Consider the following 18,196-nt stretch of genomic DNA (forward strand, 5'->3'; position numbering starts at 1 on the left):
CCGGTCAGCCCGCCTTGCGCCAGCGGCCATCCTCGTCCTGCCGCCAGTAGGTGACGTCGCAGCCGACCGCCTTGGCTTCCTTCCAGCTGGTGCGAGCCAGCTGGATGCCTTCCGCATCGCCGCCGTCGAAGAGGAAGACGAAGCGCTCGTAGCCTTCGAAGGCTTCCGGGCGCGCGCCGTCCACGAAGAAGCGCACCTGCGCGGCATTCGGATTGTCGCTGCCGGTCGTCAGCCAGATCGGCTGCAGTTCGGCGTGGCCGTCGGCCGACGTCCCGTGCGGCAGGAAAGAGGAATCGTCAAACGTCCAGAGATGGCCGTCCAGCACCTGCAGACGCTCGTCGGACCCGACCTGGATTCCGACGTTCCATCCCCTCTGCAAACTGCGGGCGAGGAGATCCGGCAGAACGCGCTCCAGCGGAACGCGCTCCAGATGGTAGAACAGCACTTCAGCCATTCAGGCCCCTCCCCGGAACCGGGCGCCTGCCCCGCGAACGGAGCGCCGGTTCGGCGCCCTGCCGCCTCAGCCCTGCTTCTCGAAACGGTCGCGCACATACTGGTCGAGCAGGCGCACGCCGAAGCCCGAGGCCCAGGACGTGTTCACCTCGTCGGCGGGAGAGCCCATCGCCGTACCCGCGATGTCGAGATGCGCCCAGGGCGTTTCGTTCTTGATGAAACGGTGCAGGAACTCCGCCGCCGCGATCGAGCCGCCCCAGCGCGGGCCGACATTCTTCATGTCCGCGAACTTGGAATCGATGAGCTTGTCGTATTCCGGGCCGATCGGCAGGCGCCACAGCTTTTCGCCGGTGATGCGGCCGGCCCTGGCGAGATCTTCCGACAGGGCGTCGTCATTGCTGAACATGCCGGCGTAGAAATTGCCGAGCGCCACGATGATCGCGCCGGTCAGGGTCGCGAGATCGACGATCGCGACCGGCTGGACCACGTCCTGAATGTAATCGAGGATATCGGCCAGCACGAGACGGCCTTCGGCGTCCGTGTTGATGACTTCGATGGTCTGGCCGGAGCGCGAGGTGACGATGTCGCCCGGGCGCTGCGCATTGCCGTCCGGCATGTTCTCCACGAGGCCGACGATGCCGACCGCGTTCACCTTGGCCTTGCGGGCGGCCAGAGCGCGCATGACGCCGGAAACCGCCGCCGCGCCGCCCATGTCGCCCTTCATGTCCTCCATGCCGGCGGCCGGCTTGATGGAGATGCCGCCGGTATCGAAGACGACGCCCTTGCCGACGAAGGCGACCGGCTTTTCGCCGGAAGCGCCGCCGTTCCACCGCATGACGACGACGCGCGCCGGACGGACGGAGCCCTGCGCGACACCCAGCAGCGCGCCCATCTTCTCCTTGGCGAGCGCGTTTTCGTCCAGTACCTCGACCTGCAGCCCGACTTCGGAGAGCGCGGCGAGGCGATCGGCGAATTCCACCGGACCGAGGATGTTGGAGGGCTCGTTGACGAGGTCGCGCGCGAGATAGACGGATCTGGCCATCTCGGCGGAGACCGTCCAGGCGGCGCCCGCCGCATCCGGGTCCGCCAGGGCGATCGTCACCGTGCGCGCGCCGGAGGTTTCGTCCTCGTCCTTTTTCTTCGTCTTGTAGAGGTCGAAGGAATAGGCGCGCATCGCGAAGCCGAGCGCGACTTCCGCCGCCTGTTCCGCCGTGATGGCTTCGCCATCCGGCCGTTCCAGCACCAGCGTCAGATCGCCGGTGGAAAACGTCCCGGCGATGACGCCGCCGAGCTTCAGCCATTCCACCGGCTTGGCGGCCGAGGGCTCACCGATGCCGATTGCCACCAGCCGGTCGATGCCGCCGTCGCCGGGAGCCAGCAGCTGCAGCGTCTTCAGCGCGTTGCCGGTGAATTTGGAGGCGACGGCGGCCCGTTTAACCCGCTCGGCAAGGCCTGCCTGAAGCCCGGACGCACTGTTTGCCAGCGCAAGGTTTCCATTCGTCAAGACGGCGAGCGAGCCCGTGGCGGCACCGCCGAGTTTCACGAATTTGACATCAGGAAGCACGGCCATGTTCTCGCCTCAACGGTCATAGACAGGGATTTTCAAGCACTTACACCAAGGGGATACACTGCCACCCACTCTCTGCGTCAAGGCAATTCCATGCTAGGACGCATTCAGGGAATGTTAGGTATGAGTCCCCATCGTCGCCCCTTCCAGGGAGGCGACGGCCTTCTGAAGCAGGATAGCGGATGTCACTGTTCGAGAGATATGTCTTCAGGCGGGCAACGAGCATCTTCATGCTCACGCTTTGCGCGCTCGTGGGCACGCTCTGGATGACGCAGGTCCTGCGCGAGCTGGACGTTGTCACCGCCAAGGGCCAGACCATCTGGATCTTCCTCGTCATGACGCTGCTCGCCATGCCGGCGATCATCCAGGTCATCGCGCCCATCGCGTTCCTCGTCGCCTCGCTGGTGACCCTCAACGGGCTGAACGGCGACAGCGAGATGGCCGCGATCTCCGCCGCGGGCGCCTCGCGAAAGGTCGTGATCAAGCCGATCGTGACGCTGGCGGTCATCGTGATGATCGGCGTGGCGATCCTTCACCATTTCGTTGCGCCCGGGAGCCTGCAGGGGCTGCGCGGCGTCGTCACGCGCGTTCGCGCCGATCTCATTTCCACGCTCGTGAAGGACGGCGGCTTCCGCACCGTGGAAGAAGGCCTGACGATGCATATCCGCGAAAAGGCGCCGGACGGCAGCTTTCGCGGCATCTTCGTCAGCGACGACCGCAGCCCCGACGAGTCGCTGCAATACACGGCCCAGCAGGGGCTGCTGGTGGAAAACGACGACGGCTCGTTCCTTATCCTGAAGGACGGCGATCTCATTCGCGAAAACCGGCAGACCGGGTCCAACAGCGTGGTCGACTTCCAGACATACGCGCTCGACCTCAGCGAGTTGACGGCCAGCAACTCGGCGACGCAGAGCTACAAGCCGCGCGAGCGCATGACGACCTATCTCCTGCACCCGGATCCGGATGACGCCTATCTGAAGCGCTATCCCGAGCGGTTCGACGCCGAGCTGCACGACCGCATCACGGCGCCGCTCTATACGCTCGCCTTCGCCTTCATCGTTCTGACCTTCTTCAGCCGCCCGCGGACCAACCGGCAGGACCGCAGTCTGGCACTCGCCTCCGCCGTGGTGATCGCGCTGATCCTGCGCGCCATCGGCTTCGCCCTCGTCGCATCCGCGAATTCCTCCACGGCCGTGATCCCGCTGATGTATATCGTGCCGCTCGCAGGCATCGCACTCTCGTTCTTCACCATGGTAAGCGGTCGCGCGATGCCCATGCCGGCCTTCCTCTCCCAGACGCTGGACGCCATCGGGCGCGTCGGTCAGCGGGTTGCAGCGCGGCTCGGCCTGACGCGGCCACGCCTCGCCGGAGAGGGCCGCTGATGCTGCCGGGTATCCTCAATCGCTACATCGCCCGCCGCTTCATCTCGTATCTGCTGCTGGTGGTGATCTCCGTCTACCTCATCATGTTCCTGGTGGATTTCCTGGAGCTGGTCCGCCGGCTCAGCGACAAGCCGAACTTCGGCGCCTTCGAGGCGATCCTGATGTCGTTGATGCGGACGCCGCAGCTTCTGGAGCTGCTGCTGCCCTTTATCTTCCTGTTTTCCTCGATGCTGTGCCTGTTCAGCCTGTCGCGGAAGCTGGAACTCGTGGTGGCCCGGGCAAGCGGCATTTCCGCCTGGGGTTTCCTCGCCGCGCCGTTCATGATCGCCATCGCGGTCGGCCTGTTCTCCAGCCTCGCCCTGAACCCGATCGCGACGACGCTCAAGGATCGGGCCGATGCCATGGAAGCCACCATGGACAATTCCACGGATTCGCCTGACCAGGGCGGCGTCTGGTTCCGGCAGGACGGCTCGGCTGGCCCTTCCATCGTCTATGCCAAGCATTTCGATGCCGACACGCTGACGCTGCAGGGCGTGGTGGTCTTCCTGCTGGAGCGGAGCGGCGCCTTCCGGCAAAAGCTCGTCGCCCCTTCCGCGACCTACGCCGACGGCGCCTGGACGATCCACAACGCCACGGTGAGTTCCGCCTCCGCCGCGCCGACCGGCGTTTCCAGCTTCACCCTGCCGACGAACCTGTCGACCACGGAACTGCAGCACACGCTGTCCGAGCCGGATGTCTACTCCATCTGGTCGCTGCCGGACGCGATTCGAACCGCCCGGCGGACCGGCCTCAACACCGATCGCGTGCGCCTCGCCTTCCACCTTTTGCTGGAGCGGCCGCTCTATCTTCTGGCAATGGTGGGGATAGCCGCGACCGTCAGCCTGAGACTTGTCCGCTACGGCGGGACGGGACGTCTCATTCTCACTGGCGTGGGTGCCGGCTTTCTGCTTTATGTCGCTACGAAGATCGTGAACGATCTGGGGGGGAACGGTATCATCAACCCGGCTCTTGCCGCTTGGTCACCAGCCGTGATCGCGCTTGTCTTCGGCGCAACGGCCCTGCTCCATCAGGAGGACGGATGACCGGCTCAGCACTCCCCGTGAACCGCATTCCCCGGATGACCTCGCGCGTGTTCCGTACCCTTCTCCTGGCCTGCTCCGCGCTGGTCCTCGCCACGGCTCCGCTGCAGGCGCAAAGCCTCGGCCCCTCGCTCGGCGCGCCGAACGTGAAGCCCGGCGAGAAGATGCTGCTGGAAGCCGACCAGCTGGTCTACGATTTCGATCGCAAGCTGGTTTCCGCCGTAGGCTCGGTGGAGATCTATTACGGTCCTTATGTCGTGGATGCCGGCAAGGTCACCTATGACCAGAACAGCGGCGTGCTGATGGCGTCCGACGGCGTGCGCATCACCGATGCGACTGGCAACGTGACCACGGCCCAGACCGCCGACCTGACGGACAACTTCGCCAACGGCTTCATCCAGAGCATCAACGTCGAAACGACGGACCAGGCGCATTTCTCGGCGGCGTCGGGCGAGCGGCGCGACGGTAACCTGATGATTTTCCGCAAGGGCGTCTACACGGCCTGCGACGAATGCCGGAAGAACCCCGCGCGTCCGCCGCTCTGGCAGATCAAGGCGACCCGCATCGTCCAGGACAACAACTCGCATACGATCTATTATCGCAATGCGCGGCTGGAATTCTGGGGCATTCCGGTGGCCTATTTCCCCTACTTCTTCAGCCCCGACAACACGGTGAAGAAGAAGACCGGCTTTCTCGCGCCGACCGTGCATAATTCCAGCTCGCTCGGCTATGGCGTCACCACGCCGTTCTTCTGGAATCTCGCGCCGAACTACGACGTCACCTTCTCGCCCAGCGTCTATTCCAAGCAGGGCGTGATGGGACAGTTCGAGTTCCGCCAGAAGGTCCTGGGCGGCTCCTACATGATCCGGCCGTCCGGCATCATGCAGCAGGACAAGGAAGAGTTCGCGGGCTATAGCGGCGACCGCGATTTCCGTGGCGGCGTGCAGACGAAGGGCGATTTCAACATCACCCCGCGCTGGGCGTTCGGCTGGGATCTCGCCGCCACCACCGACCGGACCTTCACCCGCGACTATCATATCGAGGGCGCGGACACGACGGACCTGACCGAGCAGATCTATCTGACCGGCCGCAGCAACCGCAACAATTTCGCAGCCCGCGCCTACTACTTCAAGGTGCAGCGCGAGAATACGGTCGATACCGTCAACGGGGTTTCCTACGAACATGACGATCAGGCCGAGCAGGCCATCGTTCATCCCGTCATCGACCATAACTATATTCTGAGCCACCCCATCCTGGGCGGCGAGGTTTCTTTCGATTCCAACGTCACGAGCGTGACGCGGGACAAAAGCGATATCCACCACACCACCGACGGCAATTTCGTCAGCGGTGCAGCCGGCAATTTCAATCGCGCCGGTACGGATATCACCTGGAAACGCACTGTGATGGGCCCTGCGGGCCAGGTGTTCACGCCCTTCGCGTACCTGAAGACGGACGTGAACTGGGAGGATTCTTCCGACGACACGACAGGCGTGGGGAACGGGCTCTACCCGCGCGCCATGCCGGCGATCGGACTGGACTACCAGTATCCGTTCCTTGCGACCACGAGCTGGCTTACCCAGACGATCACGCCCCGGGCGCAGATCATTGCGCGGCCTAACGAGCAGCACGTCGGCAAGATCGCCAACGAGGACGCACAAAGCCTCGTCTATGACGACACCACTCTTTTCGAGTGGGACAAGTTCTCCGGCTACGATCGCCAGGAAGGCGGAACCCGGGCCAATCTCGGCCTGTCCTACGACGGCGTTCTCTCGAACGGTTACAGTCTTAACGCTTTGTTCGGACAATCGTTCCAGCTGGCCGGCGCGAATTCCTTCGCGCTGGATGACCAGAACCTAACGGGCATCGATTCAGGCCTCGATACCGACCAGTCCGACTATGTCGGCCGCGTCACGCTCGACAGCGGCCGCGGTGTCTTCCTGACCACGCGCGGCCGGTTCGACCATGAGGACATGGAGATGAACCGTGGTGAAGTCAGCGCCACGGCTGCTTATGGCCGCAGCAACGCAACCATGAGCTACATCTACATGCGCGAGCAGCCGGGTCTCGGCATTCTTGAGGATCGACAGGAAGTGGCGGGGTCGGCCAGCCTGGCCCTCACGAGAAACTGGTCTGTGCTGGGCGGTCTTACCTACGACCTGAAGAACGACGAGCGTGTGAAGCAGTCGTTCGGCGTCGCCTTCAATAATGACTGCCTGGACCTGAAAGCGACATATTCGCAGACTTTGAAAGACTACACCGATCTGGAGGCGGACTCGACGTTCTACCTCCAGCTCAGCCTGCGAACGCTGGGCCAGGTCAGCAGTTCGCAATAAGGCTTGAGCGAAGACGGACATTCAAGAGGTTGAAGATCATGTGGCCGAAGGCCCTGTCAGCAAGAGTTTCGGCGACTTCCCCGAACAGCGTTCGAAACGCCCCCCGCCTGTCGCGCCCGCGGACGTTGCTCGCCTTCGCGCTGGCGGCCTCCGCTCTCGTCGGCATGCATTCCGCTCCGGCGATGGCGCAGTCCGCCATCAAGGTGATCGTGAACAATCAGCCGATCACCAGCTACGACGTGTCCGCCCGCGCCAAGCTCCTGAAGCTGACCAGCCACGGTAAGGCCGGCGAGAAGCAGGCCGTCGATGAACTGATCGACGAGACGCTGCAGATGCAGGAAGCGCAGAAGCGTGGCATCAAGGTCTCCGATCAGGAACTCGCCCAGGCTTTCGGCCAGATCGCGCAACGCACCAAGCTGCCGCCGGAAAAGCTCGAAATGGCGCTCCGGCAGTCCGGCGTCGATCCGCAGTCGCTGAAGAACCGGATCAAGGCCCAACTGCTCTGGAGCCAGGTGGTGCGCGCCCGCTTCCGCGCGACGGTTCAGATCTCCGACCGCGATATCTCCCAGGCTCTCGCCAAGAAAGGCGACGCGGCCGAGGAGAACAAGAAGGAGAGCATCTCCTCCTACGACGTGCAGCCTGTCGTCTTCGTCGTGCCGAAGCAGAACGGCAGCGGCGTCGAGAGCCAGCGGCAGCAGGAGGCGAATAGTTTCCGCGCGCGCTACAAGGGCTGCGACACCGCCCTGGCGGTCGCGAAGGCATTTCCCGGCGCTGTCGTCCGTCCGACCGTTCGCCGCGACGAAACGGAAGTGAACCCGGATACGGCCAAGGAGCTTGCCGCTACCCCCATCGGCGGCGTGACCAAGCCGGTTCGCATCGACACCGGTTTCCAGGTGCTCGGCGTCTGCGCCAAGCGCAGCGTGCCCGGCCAGAGCAAGGCAGCCGACAAGGTCAAGGACGAACTCGCCAACGAACAGGGCGACCTTCTTGCCCGCCGCTACCTCCGCGACCTCCGTGCCGACGCGGTGATCCAGTATCGCTGACGCACACTCGTCCATGGACGCGCTGGAAAAGCTCCCGCCGCTGCGGGAGGTCATAGCGGCTCATGACCTTTCCGCCCGCAAGGCGCTGGGTCAGAACTTCCTTCTCGACATCAACCTGACCCGCCGGATCGCACGATCCGGCGGTCCGCTTTCCGGCGCGCACGTGATCGAGGTCGGTCCCGGCCCCGGCGGTCTCACGCGTGCGCTGCTCCTGGAGGGCGCGTCCCATGTCACCGCCATCGAGCGCGACGCCCGGGCCCTGCCCGCTCTCGCGGAGATCTCGCAAGCGGCCCCGGGCCGGTTGACCGCGATCGAAGGAGACGCGCTGGCGACCGATTACGCGGCGCTGGCAGCCGACAAGCGCGTCCGCATCGTGGCCAACCTCCCCTACAATATCGCAACACCGCTGCTGACGGGCTGGATCACCTCCTCATCCTGGCCGTCCTGGTGGGACAGCCTGACGCTGATGTTCCAGCTTGAAGTGGCGGAGCGGATCGTGGCGACCCCCGGCTCCAAGAACTATGGCCGGCTCGCCATCCTGGCGCAGTGGCGCACGCGACCGCATCTCCTTTTCGAGGTGCCTGCGCGTGCCTTCACGCCGCCGCCCAAGGTCACCTCCGCCATCGTGCGACTGGAGCCGCGCACCGACGCGGTTGCCCTCGTGCCCCGCTCTCTGGAGACCGTCACGGCCGCAGCCTTCGGCCAGCGCCGGAAGATGCTGCGATCCAGCCTGCGCTCCCTCTGGAACGAGCCGGAGCCCGTTCTGGAAAGAGCCGGGATCGATCCGCAGATGCGGGCGGAGCAGGTGCCCGTGGAAGGATTCCTGACGCTGGCCGGGATCTGGGAAGAGCAACTCGGCAAACGCGCCTGACCGCTCCCGCGTCTAGTGCATGACCTCTCGGCGCAGCGGCTCGACATTGTCGATCAGCGCGTAGAGACGCTGACGGACATTTACGTCATCGCCCGCCAGGCGTTTGGTCAGTGACGCCATTTCCAGCCAGATCTTTTCCAGCTCGAGGCAGGAGCGCCGAATCTCGTCGTTCCCCATCTGCTCGCCCATACGGGCGTACCGTGCCGCCATCGCGCGACACCGCTCCGGATCGCTCATGACCGTCCTCATGAAGAGAGTGCGACGGCGCAGGCCAGAGATGCGGCGAACCGCTTCCGGCACCTTGCCGATGCGCGACGGAGTACAGGAGCCGCATGACAGCGCGTTGACAACAAAAAGGCCAGGTCGTGACCTGGCCTTTCGACGTTTCCGGCAGGAAGAGGAACGGTGCCGGGCTCAGCCCTTGCCGCCGGAGATAGGCGGCTGGAAGCTCAGGCCGAGATCCCAGGGGAAATAGATCCAGGTGTCCTGCGAAACCTCGGTCACGAAGGTATCGACGAGCGGGCGCCCCTGCGGCTTGGAGTAGACGGTCGCGAAATGCGCGTTCGGCAGCATCTCGCGGACGAGCCGCGCGGTCTTTCCGGTGTCCACGAGGTCGTCGATGATCAGGACGCCCTTGCCGCCTTCTCCGATTTCTTTGACCTTGGAATCGATCTCCTTGAGAACCGCGCTCGTACCCTGGGTCTTGTACTCGTGGTAGGAGGCGATGCAGACGGTATCGATCAGGCGGACTTCCAGTTCCCGACAGACGATCGCCGCCGGGACCAGACCGCCGCGGGTGATGCAGACGATGGCCTGGAAAGGCCCCTGCCCAGCCAGCCGCCACGCCAGCGCGCGCGCATCCCTGTGGAATTGCTCCCAGGAGACCGGGAAGGCCTTCTCCAGATTTTCCATCACATTCTCCGCCTGATCGGCAAGATGACCATCATCGGTGGCCAACGGTTTCACATGCGCGAACGGCGCGCTCATCTCTGGAATGTCGGAGAGAATGCCGGTTGGCAAGGGATCGAGCCCGCTGTTCCCCGGCATTCAATCGTCCGAACCGGGAAATCAGCAGCCGCTGCCGCCGGCGATCCACTTCTGCAGGTTCTGCGTGATGGTCGGACCTTCCGAGGTGCCGAGCAACGGGCCGTAGGCGCGCACCTGCGTGCCGTTGATGTCCACCACGAGCTTCGGCAGACCCGTCGGGTCCGAGCGCGGCACGATCAGCACGCGCGGATGATTGGCGTACGATTCCGGCGTATAGGACAGGCCGGCGAAGGCCGGGCGATTGCCCTGGAACCAGCAGGCGCGAATGTTCTCGACGACGTTGTCGGTCGGATCGCTGGCGGCCGTATATTCAAGGTAGTCCTTGGCGCCCTGTCCGCCGGCGCCGTGCGGCGACACGCATCCGGCCAGCATTGCAGCCAGGACGGCTGCGGCACCGAGGCCTCGCTTGTGGGTCGAACTGATCACGGCTCACGCTCCATTCTGTTTTGGTCTCGGCGGTTGTTTGTTCCGCGCAGCACTCATCGCGGACGATATCGGCGATATGGCGGCGACGCCCATCCTCAGATGCCGCGCGCCGCCCCCGTCACTGCACCAGCGTGGGGCCGGAGCTGACAATACGCTCGTTGGTGTTGAGGATGCCGAGCCGGCGCGCGACTTCCTGATAACCGGCGAGCACGCGGCCGTTTTCGCGCGAGGCGTCCTTGGAGAACTTCTCGCTGCTGGTCAAATCCCAGAGGCGACAGGAATCGGGGGAGATCTCGTCGGCGATGATGATGCGCATCATCTCGTTTTCATAAAGACGGCCGCATTCCAGGCGGAAGTCGATCAGCCGAATGCCGACGCCGAGGAAGAGGCCTGACAGGAAATCGTTCACCCGGATGGCGAGCGACATGATGTCGTCGATCTCCTGCGGGCTTGCCCAGCCGAACGCGGTGACATGCTCCTCGGAGACCATCGGATCGCCGAGCTCGTTGTTCTTGTAATAGAATTCGATGATGGAGCGCGGCAGCGGCGTGCCTTCTTCGATTCCCAGCCGCTTGGCGAGGGATCCGGCGGCGACATTGCGGACGACCACTTCGAGCGGAATGATCTCGACTTCGCGGATCAACTGCTCGCGCATGTTCAAGGTCCGGATGAAATGGGTCGGGATGCCCATCGCATTCAGGTTGTTGAAAATGTACTCGGAAATCCGGTTGTTGAGAACGCCCTTGCCGTCGACGACTTCGTTCCGGCGCTTGTTCTCTCCGGACGCGTCGTCCTTGAAATGCTGAATCAGGGTGCCGGGCTCGGGCCCTTCGTAAAGGATCTTGGCATTGCCTTCGTAGATGCGACGGCGACGGTTCATAGTGCTCATATCGGATATGTTGGACAGACTCAGCTTGAAGCAAGGCGCGCCGCAGGCTCTCGGAGCGCGGAACCTATAGGAAACCCGCCTTCAACTCAATCGCAGCCGCACGCGCACGCTGCAAGCCTGCCCCGCCCGGCGTGACGCCCCCGGTGAAGAACTCACGGGGACGTCGATTGCGTTCCCGACTGGCCGGATGAACCGGTGGCGCCGACCGACCCACTACCGGGCACGTCCGTGCCGCTCGGAGCGGGCGTGGCACTTCCATTGTTGCTCGTCTGAGACTGCCCGGTTCCTTTCGTATCCTTGTCGAAGGCCGACTGGTTCGTGCCGGTTTGCGGACTGGTGGCGCTGGGCCGGTCGGTATACTGGGCGCTGCCGCCGGTCTTGCCGGCATTGAAGACGGAATAAGCCAAGGCGAGGATCAGGACGACAGCGCAAGCCAGAATGCCGAAAAGCATTCCCTTGCCGCTGGTGACCGGTGGTCGACCACGGGGGGTCGGTGCGGTCGCTGAAGGATCGCTGCTTGCGGAGCGGAGCCCCGGAGCGGCCGGGCCTGGTTGGTTGCGATCGTTCGAGGCCATGTTTCCCCCCATCTTTTCGGGAGAGGAACGAGTCTGGTCCAGGCTTCGTTCCGCGGGTCCGTCAGCCGAGCCCGCCCGGGTCGTGGCGAAAGGGGCCGGCGAACCGGCCCCCATGCATTACGGACTTGCGGCGCCGTTGCCCGCGCCCCCAGTGGTATTCGACGGGGCGTTTTCCGGCGCGGTTTCCCGGTTGCCGGTCGTCGTCCCGGAACCGCCGATCTGTGCCTGACCGCCGGACGATCCTTCCGGGCGCGTAGACGAAAAGTAAAACGCGAAAACGGCAGCTATAACGATCAGGATAACTGCTATCCAGTACAAGCTCGTCCGAGACCTGTTCGGCTCGATCGGCGATGAACTCCCTCTATTGACCATGCTTCCCCTCCTAGATCGACGCCTTAACGATCTCTACACCGTGAAGTTCCTGCCAATAAACTACACGGAAGGGGGGCGTTTCGCCTTAGAGGTTCGACATAAAGCGGGCGAAGACCATTAAGCCTTCCGGCCACGGACCGTGGCCACTCTCCGAATTGATATGCCCGGATTGGCCGGCATCGAGCAGAAAGGCGCCCCAGTCGCGGGCGAGTTCTTCCGCGCGGGGATACTCGCAATAGGGATCGGACTGGCTGGCGACGAGAAAGCATGGAAACGGCATCGGCTCGCGGCTGATCGGCGCGAAGTCGCGGATGCTGTCCGGGATGCGCGCCTCCTCCGTATCAGGCGGGGCGACGAGGAAGCCTCCAACCACATTGCCGGAAGGCAGATGGTCGGCGGCGTCCGTGACGCTGATGCAGCCGAGACTGTGGGCGATCAGCACGACCGGCCGCTCCGCCTGCCCAACCGCCTCGACGATGGCGTCGCGCCATTCCTTCCGGTCTGGCGCATCCCAATCGCGTTGCTGCACCCGGCGGGCACTCGGCAACCGGTTTTCCCAGCGGGTCTGCCAGTGCTCCGAACCCGAGCCGCCGAGCCCGGGCACGATGAGGATATCGACGTCGCGTGTCTTCATGCTGCCCCGTCGCCCCCGAAGACGCGCGCGAAGATCGTGTCCACCTGCCGCGTATGATAGCCGAGATCGAACTTCTCGCGGATCTCGTCCTCGCCCAGCGCCGCGCGCACATCGGGGTCGCCGAGGAGCTCGGTCAGAAAGTCGGCGCCCTGCTCCCACACCTTCATCGCGTTGCGCTGCACGAGACGGTAGGCGTCCTCGCGCGAGATGCCGGCCTGCGTCAGGGCCAGGAGCACACGCTGGGAATGGACCAGGCCGCCCAGCCGGTCGAGATTGCGCTGCATGTTCTCGGGGTAGATCAGGAGCTTGTCGATGACGTTGGCGAGCCGCACCAGCGCGAAATCCAGCGTCACGGTCGCGTCGGGCCCGATCATCCGCTCCACCGAGGAGTGGGAGATATCGCGCTCGTGCCAAAGCGCCACGTTTTCCATGGCGGGCATGGCATAGGAGCGAACCATGCGGGCGAGACCGGTGAGGTTTTCCGTCAGCACCGGATTGCGCTTGTGCGGCATGGCCGAGGAGCCCTTCTGCCCCGGCGAGAAATATTCCTCGACCTCCAGCACTTCCGTGCGCTGGAGGTGACGCACTTCGGTGGCGAGACGCTCGATGGACGACGCGATCACCCCGAGCACGGAGAAATACATGGCGTGGCGGTCGCGCGGGATCACCTGGGTGGAGACCGGCTCGGGCTTGAGGCCGAGCGCGGCCGCGACATGCTCCTCCACGCGGGGATCGATATTTGCGAAGGTGCCGACCGCACCGGAGATGGCGCAGGTCGCGACCTCCTCGCGAGCGAAGACCAGCCGCTGACGCGCCCGTTCGAACTCGGCAAAAGCGCCGGCGAGCTTGACGCCGAAGGTGGTCGGCTCCGCGTGGATGCCGTGCGAACGACCGATCGTCACCGTGTTCCGGTGCTCCAGTGCCCGCCGCTTCAGCGCGGCCAGGAGCAGGTCGAGATCGGCCAGGAGCAGATCGGCGGCACGCACGAGCTGGATGTTGAAGCAGGTATCGAGCACGTCCGAGGACGTCATGCCCTGGTGGATGAAGCGCGCATCCGGGCCGACGAACTCGGAAAGGTGGGTCAGGAAGGCGATCACGTCGTGCTTCACCTCGCGCTCGATCTCGTCGATACGATCGACATCGAACTCGGCGGCGTTGCCCTTCTCCCAGACGGTGGCGGCGGCTTCCTTCGGCACCACTCCGATTTCGGCCAGTGCGTCAAGCGCATGCGCCTCGATCTCGAACCAGATCCGGAACTTCGTTTCCGGCGACCAGATCGAAGCCATCTCCTTGCGGCTGTAACGCGGTATCATCTGTGGCTCCGATTTTGAAACAAGTCCGCGCCATAGCAAGCCCGGCTGCGGGCTTCAACGCCGCCGACGGGCAAAAAGCGCGGAGAACACGACCAGCGACGGAATTCCGAGGGGAAGCAGCAGCCGCGCCTCGATAACGAGAAAGGTATAGACCGCCGTCCCCGCCGATATCAGGCTCCAGTAAAAGAGACCGGTGCGGGTCCAGCGTTCAGGCAAGGCGTCCGGCTGAAGGCCGATCGCCAGGGTCAACCCACAACAGATGATGCAGGCCGAGATCACCGCGAGCAGAACGAACGCCGTAGCAAAGCGAGACGAAAAGGGGCGCGCCGTGGCGTTCGGCACCAGCCATTTCGTCGCGAGAGCCGCCACCAAAGCGCCGACGGCGGCAATTCCCTCGTTCAGCCAAAAGGACGAGGTCGGCGAGCGGCCATCGGTGAACCAGCCGATCGCCAGCGACAGCGAAATCGAAAGAGCAAAGACCGGAACGAGCCAGAAGCGGCGTCCGGCGTCACCCAATCAGGCGCGCTCGCCGCGTTCGAGTTCCGCCACGGCGCGGATCGCCTCGATATTTCCCCTGTAGGCGGACGCGCCGCCCCGGAACACGGCATTGCCGGCAACCAGCACATTCGCCCCGGCGGCAACGACCGAGCCGGCGGTTTCCGCCGTGATGCCGCCATCCACCTCGATATCGACCGGACGGTCGCCGACCAGCGCCTTGACCTGCCGGATCTTCTCCACCATCGCGGGGATGAAGGCCTGGCCGCCGAAGCCGGGATTGACCGTCATCACCAGCACGAGATCGAGGCGATCGATCACATGCTGGATCGCGGAGACCGGGGTCGCCGGGTTGAGCGCCACCCCGGCGCGCTTGCCGAGCTTGCGGATGGCCTGCAGCGAACGGTCGAGATGCGGCCCCGCTTCCGCATGAACGGTGATCGTATCCGCCCCCGCCGCAGCAAAGGCCTCCAGGAACGGATCGGCTGGCGCGATCATCAGGTGGACATCGAAGTGCCGCCTGGAGGCCGGCCGCGCCATCGCGATGACCGGTGCGCCAAAGGTGATGTTCGGGACGAAATGCCCATCCATCACGTCGAGATGGATCCAGTCCGCCCCCGCATCCTCGACGGCTGCGATTTCCTCGCCCAGGCGGCTGAAATCGGCGGACAGAACGGAGGGGGCAATCAGGAGCGGCCGATTCATGCGCCCGTCATGGCAGGAGTCCGGCGTCGCGGCAAGACGGGGGATGCCGCTCTATCATCCCTCAACCCCGACGCTGTAACGATCGCGCCAGGCAGGCAGCCGGTCGCCGGCTGCGGCGCTTGCTTCATAGACACCACGCGCGACGGCCCGAGTCATGGCGGTGACCGCGCCCGTGCACAGATCCGCGAGCGCCGCAGCGGGATCGTCCGGGACGATGCGGCCGGTGGAAAGGACGAAAACCGTGTCCCCATCCATCGGCGTATGTGCCGGGAAGATAGCGAGGGCAAAGCCGTCATGAGCGGCGATCGCCACGCGCTTCGCCTGCGCCTTGCCGATAGCTACATCGGTCGCGATCACGGCGATGGTGGTATTTCCGGCAGCGCGGGCGTTCATCTTGGTGACCGCCGCGGCGGCATCGGGCGGGAACGGCCGGGGATAGCCGAGGCCGCCGAATTCGTCGTCGATCTCGAAAGGCGCCGCACGGAAATGCGCGGTCGAGCCGAGCGTCACCCGCCCCACTGCATTCACCCCGACATGAGCGACGACGCTGCCGCCGCCGGGCAGCATGGCCGAGGCCATGCCGAAGCCGCCCTTCAGATCCGCGATGGTTGCCCCGATGCCCACGCCGGCGGAGCCAAGCTCGACCTCCGCCGAGGCAGCCTCGCAGGCCGCCCGGCCGAGCCCCGCATAGGGCGAATGCGTAGCGGAGCCCATGCCCGGAATGCTTGCCTTGTCGCCGCCGTTCAGGAGATCGAAGAGGATCGCGGCCGGAACGATCGGCACCCGCGCCGGGCCGATGGCGAAGCCCCGCCCCCGGGCGGCGAGCCACGCGGAAACCCCGTCGGCCGCCGCCAGCCCGAAAGCCGAGCCGCCGGAGAGGACGATGGCGTCCACCCGGTCCACAGTGTTTTCCGGCACCAGCAGGTCCGTCTCGCGCGTCCCCGGCGCGCCGCCCGCCACGTGAACGGCGGCCAGCGCCGGTTCGTCCGGCAGGAAGACGGTCGTGCCGGATTTCAACCGTCGGTCGGAGGCGTGACCGATCCGCAGGCCCGGCAGGGTGCGATGTGTCCAGCTCATGGCCTGAACGCGAATTCGGCCGCCGGGATCAGTGCAGGAGGTTCGGGAAGATGCCGAGCACGCCGATGATGATGAGATAGATCGCCACGATGAAGTTGAGGAGGCGCGGCATGACGAGGATCAGCACGCCGGCGATCAGGGCGATGGCGGGCTGGAGCGAGAGATGGGCGCTGATATGCATCGTTGTTTCCTCCTGGGGAACATCGATCTAGCTGATTCCGGCTCCCTCGCCAAAAAGCGGCCGGACAAAAACCCCGGCCGATGGCCGGGGTTCCTGAGCGTTCAAGAAAGCTGGAGAGCCGATCAGCTCTTCGGGTTCAGGTAGTCGTACTTGCCGTCGTGCCACTTGTAGAAGACGTAGCCCGGCAGCGCGACGTCGCCCTTGCTGTCGAACTTCACCGGGCCGATCACGGTTTCGGCCGTGTCGGTGTTCAGGGCATCGACCACCTTGTCGAAGTCCGTGGCGCCGGCCTTCTTCACCGCGTCGACCCACGCCTGGATCGCCGCATAGGTGTAGAGCGTGTAGCCCTCCGGCTCGATCTTCTTGGCGTGGAACTCGTCCACGACCGGCGCGGCGGCGGGGTTCTTGCGCGGATCGGGAGAGAAGGTCATCAGCGTGCCTTCGCCGGCCGGACCGGTGATCGCCCAGTATTCGTCGGTCACGAGCGCGTCGCCGGAGACGATCACGACGTTCATGCCCTGCTCTTTCATCTGGCGGGCCATCAGGCCGGCCTCGGTGTAGTAGCCACCGACATAGAGCACGCCGATGCCCGCCTGCTTCAGCTTGGAAACGAGAGCGGTGTAGTCCTTCTCGCCGGCCGTGTAGGATTCCACGACATCGGGCTTCTTGCCGGCCGCTTCCATCGCCGCCTGCGTCTGGTCGGCAAGCCCCTTACCGTAGGCGCTCTTGTCATTGATGATGGCGATCTTCTTGTCCTTGAACTCGGACGCGAGATAGCCACCCGCGACCTTGCCCTGCTGGTCGTCGCGACCGCAGACGCGGAAGACGCCCTTGCCGGCGCGCTCGTCGGTGAAGGTCGGGTTGGTGGAAGCCGGAGAGATCTGCACGATGTTTTCATCGGCATAGACCGAGGAAGCCGGGATGGACGAACCGGAGCAGAAATGCCCGGCGACCATCTTCACGCCCTTGCTGGCCATGTCGTTGGCAACGGCGACCGCCTGCTTGGGATCGCAGGCATCGTCGCCGACGACCAGCTGCAGCTTCTGCCCGAGCACGCCACCGGCCTTGTTGATGTCTTCGACCGCCTGCTGCGCGCCGTTCTTCATCTGGGCGCCGAAGGAGGCGTACTGACCGGTCATGGGCCCCACGGTCGAGACCAGAATGTCGGCCCAAGCGCTGCCAGCGGCCAGGGTGAAGGTCAGGGCGACGCCTGCCAGCAAAGCTTTCTTCATGATATCTCCTCAGCTCCCCGCCCGACCGTCCCTCAACGACGGGCTCAAAAAGGCGGCAAGCCTAGAAAAGGCTCGCCTGTCGGCATCTAAGACCATATTTCGGTCCTTGAAAATGCCTATTCGCCTCCGGCGCGAGCTGCGCCGGCAGCGTGGTTCACGCGCGTTCGCGCCAGCCGACCGGCCCCGCCTTGTCGTAGGCGAAGCTGTATTGCTCGGCCATCTGCCCGGCGCGGGTAGCCCGGCGCCCAAGCCAGGCCAGCACCATCAGCACGACGAAATCCACCAGCGCGTAGTGCAGCGCGGTCCCGAACGTGGCGGGAGGCAGGAAGAAGCTGCCGCCGAACAGCGCGTAATGGATGAACCGCACAGCCACGGTGAGCAGCACGATATAGACGACCAGCGACGGGAAGGCCCCCCATGAGCGGGCGGTCGCGCGGCCGGCCATCCAGGCGGCACCGCCGCCGAGGATCACCGTGATGATGAGAAAATCCAGAAAGGACACCTGCCAGATCAGGTTCATGG

The 18,196-nt window shown here is 64.7% G+C and carries 20 protein-coding genes; 5 read left to right on the plus strand and 15 right to left on the minus strand.

From position 1 onward, the window contains the following. Nucleotides 1–4: 4 nt before the first annotated feature. Entirely contained in the window at nucleotides 5–454 is a 450-nt protein-coding gene (locus BMY25_RS04750) for a DNA polymerase III subunit chi (RefSeq protein WP_092495460.1), read from the minus strand. Nucleotides 455–520: 66 nt separating this feature from the next. Beyond that, nucleotides 521–2,023: a leucyl aminopeptidase gene (locus tag BMY25_RS04755; RefSeq protein ID WP_092495461.1), complete on the minus strand. Its 1,503-nt coding sequence runs from the start codon at nucleotides 2,021–2,023 to the stop codon at nucleotides 521–523. Nucleotides 2,024–2,202: 179 nt separating this feature from the next. Between BMY25_RS04755 and lptF the strand changes: the two genes are divergently transcribed. The 5 genes from lptF to rsmA all read left to right on the plus strand — a co-directional run bounded on the left by lptF (nucleotide 2,203) and on the right by rsmA (nucleotide 8,728). Continuing rightward, nucleotides 2,203–3,402 carry an LPS export ABC transporter permease LptF gene (gene lptF, locus BMY25_RS04760; RefSeq protein ID WP_092495462.1) on the plus strand — a complete coding sequence of 400 codons (1,200 nt, stop codon included), beginning with the start codon at nucleotides 2,203–2,205 and terminating at the stop codon, nucleotides 3,400–3,402. After that, on the plus strand, nucleotides 3,402–4,484 hold the full coding sequence (gene lptG / locus BMY25_RS04765) for an LPS export ABC transporter permease LptG (RefSeq protein ID WP_092495463.1): 1,083 nt from the start codon (nucleotides 3,402–3,404) through the stop codon (nucleotides 4,482–4,484). The genes lptF and lptG overlap by 1 nt, the downstream gene beginning before the upstream one ends. Next, on the plus strand, nucleotides 4,481–6,814 hold the full coding sequence (locus tag BMY25_RS04770) for an LPS-assembly protein LptD (protein ID WP_092495464.1): 2,334 nt from the start codon (nucleotides 4,481–4,483) through the stop codon (nucleotides 6,812–6,814). The genes lptG and BMY25_RS04770 overlap by 4 nt, the downstream gene beginning before the upstream one ends. A gap of 125 nt (nucleotides 6,815–6,939) precedes the next feature. Then, nucleotides 6,940–7,857 carry a peptidylprolyl isomerase gene (locus tag BMY25_RS04775; RefSeq protein WP_177176708.1) on the plus strand — a complete coding sequence of 306 codons (918 nt, stop codon included), beginning with the start codon at nucleotides 6,940–6,942 and terminating at the stop codon, nucleotides 7,855–7,857. A 13-nt stretch (nucleotides 7,858–7,870) separates the two neighbouring features. Continuing rightward, nucleotides 7,871–8,728 (plus strand): 16S rRNA (adenine(1518)-N(6)/adenine(1519)-N(6))-dimethyltransferase RsmA, encoded by an 858-nt coding sequence (rsmA, locus tag BMY25_RS04780; RefSeq protein WP_092495466.1) that lies wholly within the window; start codon nucleotides 7,871–7,873, stop codon nucleotides 8,726–8,728. Nucleotides 8,729–8,740: 12 nt separating this feature from the next. Here the strand turns inward: rsmA and BMY25_RS20370 are convergent, their stop codons facing one another. The 13 genes from BMY25_RS20370 to BMY25_RS04840 all read right to left on the minus strand — a co-directional run bounded on the left by BMY25_RS20370 (nucleotide 8,741) and on the right by BMY25_RS04840 (nucleotide 18,194). Next, nucleotides 8,741–8,965 (minus strand): hypothetical protein, encoded by a 225-nt coding sequence (locus tag BMY25_RS20370; RefSeq protein ID WP_143061880.1) that lies wholly within the window; start codon nucleotides 8,963–8,965, stop codon nucleotides 8,741–8,743. 177 nt (nucleotides 8,966–9,142) lie between these two features. Beyond that, complete coding sequence (gpt, locus tag BMY25_RS04785) at nucleotides 9,143–9,640, minus strand: xanthine phosphoribosyltransferase (protein WP_092495620.1); 498 nt, start codon at nucleotides 9,638–9,640, stop codon at nucleotides 9,143–9,145. A gap of 156 nt (nucleotides 9,641–9,796) precedes the next feature. Next, the gene (locus BMY25_RS04790) at nucleotides 9,797–10,201 is read right to left on the minus strand and encodes a hypothetical protein (protein WP_143061881.1); all 405 of its coding nucleotides are present in this window, start codon (nucleotides 10,199–10,201) and stop codon (nucleotides 9,797–9,799) included. Nucleotides 10,202–10,319: 118 nt separating this feature from the next. Further along, nucleotides 10,320–11,081 (minus strand): phosphoribosylaminoimidazolesuccinocarboxamide synthase, encoded by a 762-nt coding sequence (gene purC / locus BMY25_RS04795; protein ID WP_092495468.1) that lies wholly within the window; start codon nucleotides 11,079–11,081, stop codon nucleotides 10,320–10,322. Between the two features lie 161 nt (nucleotides 11,082–11,242). Next, nucleotides 11,243–11,542, minus strand: a complete 300-nt coding sequence (locus tag BMY25_RS04800; RefSeq protein ID WP_092495469.1) for a hypothetical protein — start codon at nucleotides 11,540–11,542, stop codon at nucleotides 11,243–11,245. Between the two features lie 580 nt (nucleotides 11,543–12,122). Next, the gene (locus BMY25_RS04805) at nucleotides 12,123–12,671 is read right to left on the minus strand and encodes an RBBP9/YdeN family alpha/beta hydrolase (RefSeq protein ID WP_092495470.1); all 549 of its coding nucleotides are present in this window, start codon (nucleotides 12,669–12,671) and stop codon (nucleotides 12,123–12,125) included. Beyond that, nucleotides 12,668–13,984 carry an adenylosuccinate lyase gene (gene purB, locus BMY25_RS04810; RefSeq protein WP_092495471.1) on the minus strand — a complete coding sequence of 439 codons (1,317 nt, stop codon included), beginning with the start codon at nucleotides 13,982–13,984 and terminating at the stop codon, nucleotides 12,668–12,670. Before purB ends, BMY25_RS04805 begins: the two co-directional genes overlap by 4 nt. Before the next feature lie 54 nt (nucleotides 13,985–14,038). Further along, entirely contained in the window at nucleotides 14,039–14,500 is a 462-nt protein-coding gene (locus BMY25_RS04815; protein WP_092495472.1) for a hypothetical protein, read from the minus strand. Continuing rightward, a complete protein-coding gene (rpe, locus tag BMY25_RS04820; protein ID WP_092495473.1) occupies nucleotides 14,501–15,184 on the minus strand; it encodes a ribulose-phosphate 3-epimerase in 684 nt (227 codons plus the stop codon). A 54-nt stretch (nucleotides 15,185–15,238) separates the two neighbouring features. Beyond that, nucleotides 15,239–16,261 carry a P1 family peptidase gene (locus tag BMY25_RS04825; protein ID WP_092495474.1) on the minus strand — a complete coding sequence of 341 codons (1,023 nt, stop codon included), beginning with the start codon at nucleotides 16,259–16,261 and terminating at the stop codon, nucleotides 15,239–15,241. Nucleotides 16,262–16,289: 28 nt separating this feature from the next. Further along, nucleotides 16,290–16,442 (minus strand): DUF3096 domain-containing protein, encoded by a 153-nt coding sequence (locus tag BMY25_RS04830; RefSeq protein WP_092495475.1) that lies wholly within the window; start codon nucleotides 16,440–16,442, stop codon nucleotides 16,290–16,292. Nucleotides 16,443–16,564: 122 nt separating this feature from the next. After that, complete coding sequence (locus BMY25_RS04835; protein WP_092495476.1) at nucleotides 16,565–17,674, minus strand: branched-chain amino acid ABC transporter substrate-binding protein; 1,110 nt, start codon at nucleotides 17,672–17,674, stop codon at nucleotides 16,565–16,567. Nucleotides 17,675–17,828: 154 nt separating this feature from the next. Then, nucleotides 17,829–18,194: a DUF6867 family protein gene (locus BMY25_RS04840; RefSeq protein WP_092495477.1), complete on the minus strand. Its 366-nt coding sequence runs from the start codon at nucleotides 18,192–18,194 to the stop codon at nucleotides 17,829–17,831. Nucleotides 18,195–18,196 lie beyond the last annotated feature (2 nt).

The organism is Faunimonas pinastri, assembly GCF_900110915.1.
In the GTDB taxonomy this organism is placed as follows: Bacteria; Pseudomonadota; Alphaproteobacteria; order Rhizobiales; family Afifellaceae; genus Faunimonas; species Faunimonas pinastri.

What these genes read in the sequence shown, in the direction of transcription:
- BMY25_RS04750 (WP_092495460.1), bottom strand. Translation starts at nt 454, where the DNA reads ATGGCTGAAGTGCTGTTCTACCATCTGGAGCGCGTTCCGCTGGAGCGC.
- BMY25_RS04755 (WP_092495461.1), bottom strand. Translation starts at nt 2,023, where the DNA reads ATGGCCGTGCTTCCTGATGTCAAATTCGTGAAACTCGGCGGTGCCGCC.
- lptF (WP_092495462.1), top strand. Translation starts at nt 2,203, where the DNA reads ATGTCACTGTTCGAGAGATATGTCTTCAGGCGGGCAACGAGCATCTTC.
- lptG (WP_092495463.1), top strand. Translation starts at nt 3,402, where the DNA reads ATGCTGCCGGGTATCCTCAATCGCTACATCGCCCGCCGCTTCATCTCG.
- BMY25_RS04770 (WP_092495464.1), top strand. Translation starts at nt 4,481, where the DNA reads ATGACCGGCTCAGCACTCCCCGTGAACCGCATTCCCCGGATGACCTCG.
- rsmA (WP_092495466.1), top strand. Translation starts at nt 7,871, where the DNA reads ATGGACGCGCTGGAAAAGCTCCCGCCGCTGCGGGAGGTCATAGCGGCT.
- BMY25_RS20370 (WP_143061880.1), bottom strand. Translation starts at nt 8,965, where the DNA reads ATGAGCGATCCGGAGCGGTGTCGCGCGATGGCGGCACGGTACGCCCGT.
- gpt (WP_092495620.1), bottom strand. Translation starts at nt 9,640, where the DNA reads ATGGAAAATCTGGAGAAGGCCTTCCCGGTCTCCTGGGAGCAATTCCAC.
- purC (WP_092495468.1), bottom strand. Translation starts at nt 11,081, where the DNA reads ATGAACCGTCGCCGTCGCATCTACGAAGGCAATGCCAAGATCCTTTAC.
- BMY25_RS04800 (WP_092495469.1), bottom strand. Translation starts at nt 11,542, where the DNA reads ATGCTTTTCGGCATTCTGGCTTGCGCTGTCGTCCTGATCCTCGCCTTG.
- BMY25_RS04805 (WP_092495470.1), bottom strand. Translation starts at nt 12,671, where the DNA reads ATGAAGACACGCGACGTCGATATCCTCATCGTGCCCGGGCTCGGCGGC.
- purB (WP_092495471.1), bottom strand. Translation starts at nt 13,984, where the DNA reads ATGATACCGCGTTACAGCCGCAAGGAGATGGCTTCGATCTGGTCGCCG.
- rpe (WP_092495473.1), bottom strand. Translation starts at nt 15,184, where the DNA reads ATGAATCGGCCGCTCCTGATTGCCCCCTCCGTTCTGTCCGCCGATTTC.
- BMY25_RS04825 (WP_092495474.1), bottom strand. Translation starts at nt 16,261, where the DNA reads ATGAGCTGGACACATCGCACCCTGCCGGGCCTGCGGATCGGTCACGCC.
- BMY25_RS04830 (WP_092495475.1), bottom strand. Translation starts at nt 16,442, where the DNA reads ATGCATATCAGCGCCCATCTCTCGCTCCAGCCCGCCATCGCCCTGATC.
- BMY25_RS04835 (WP_092495476.1), bottom strand. Translation starts at nt 17,674, where the DNA reads ATGAAGAAAGCTTTGCTGGCAGGCGTCGCCCTGACCTTCACCCTGGCC.
- BMY25_RS04840 (WP_092495477.1), bottom strand. Translation starts at nt 18,194, where the DNA reads ATGAACCTGATCTGGCAGGTGTCCTTTCTGGATTTTCTCATCATCACG.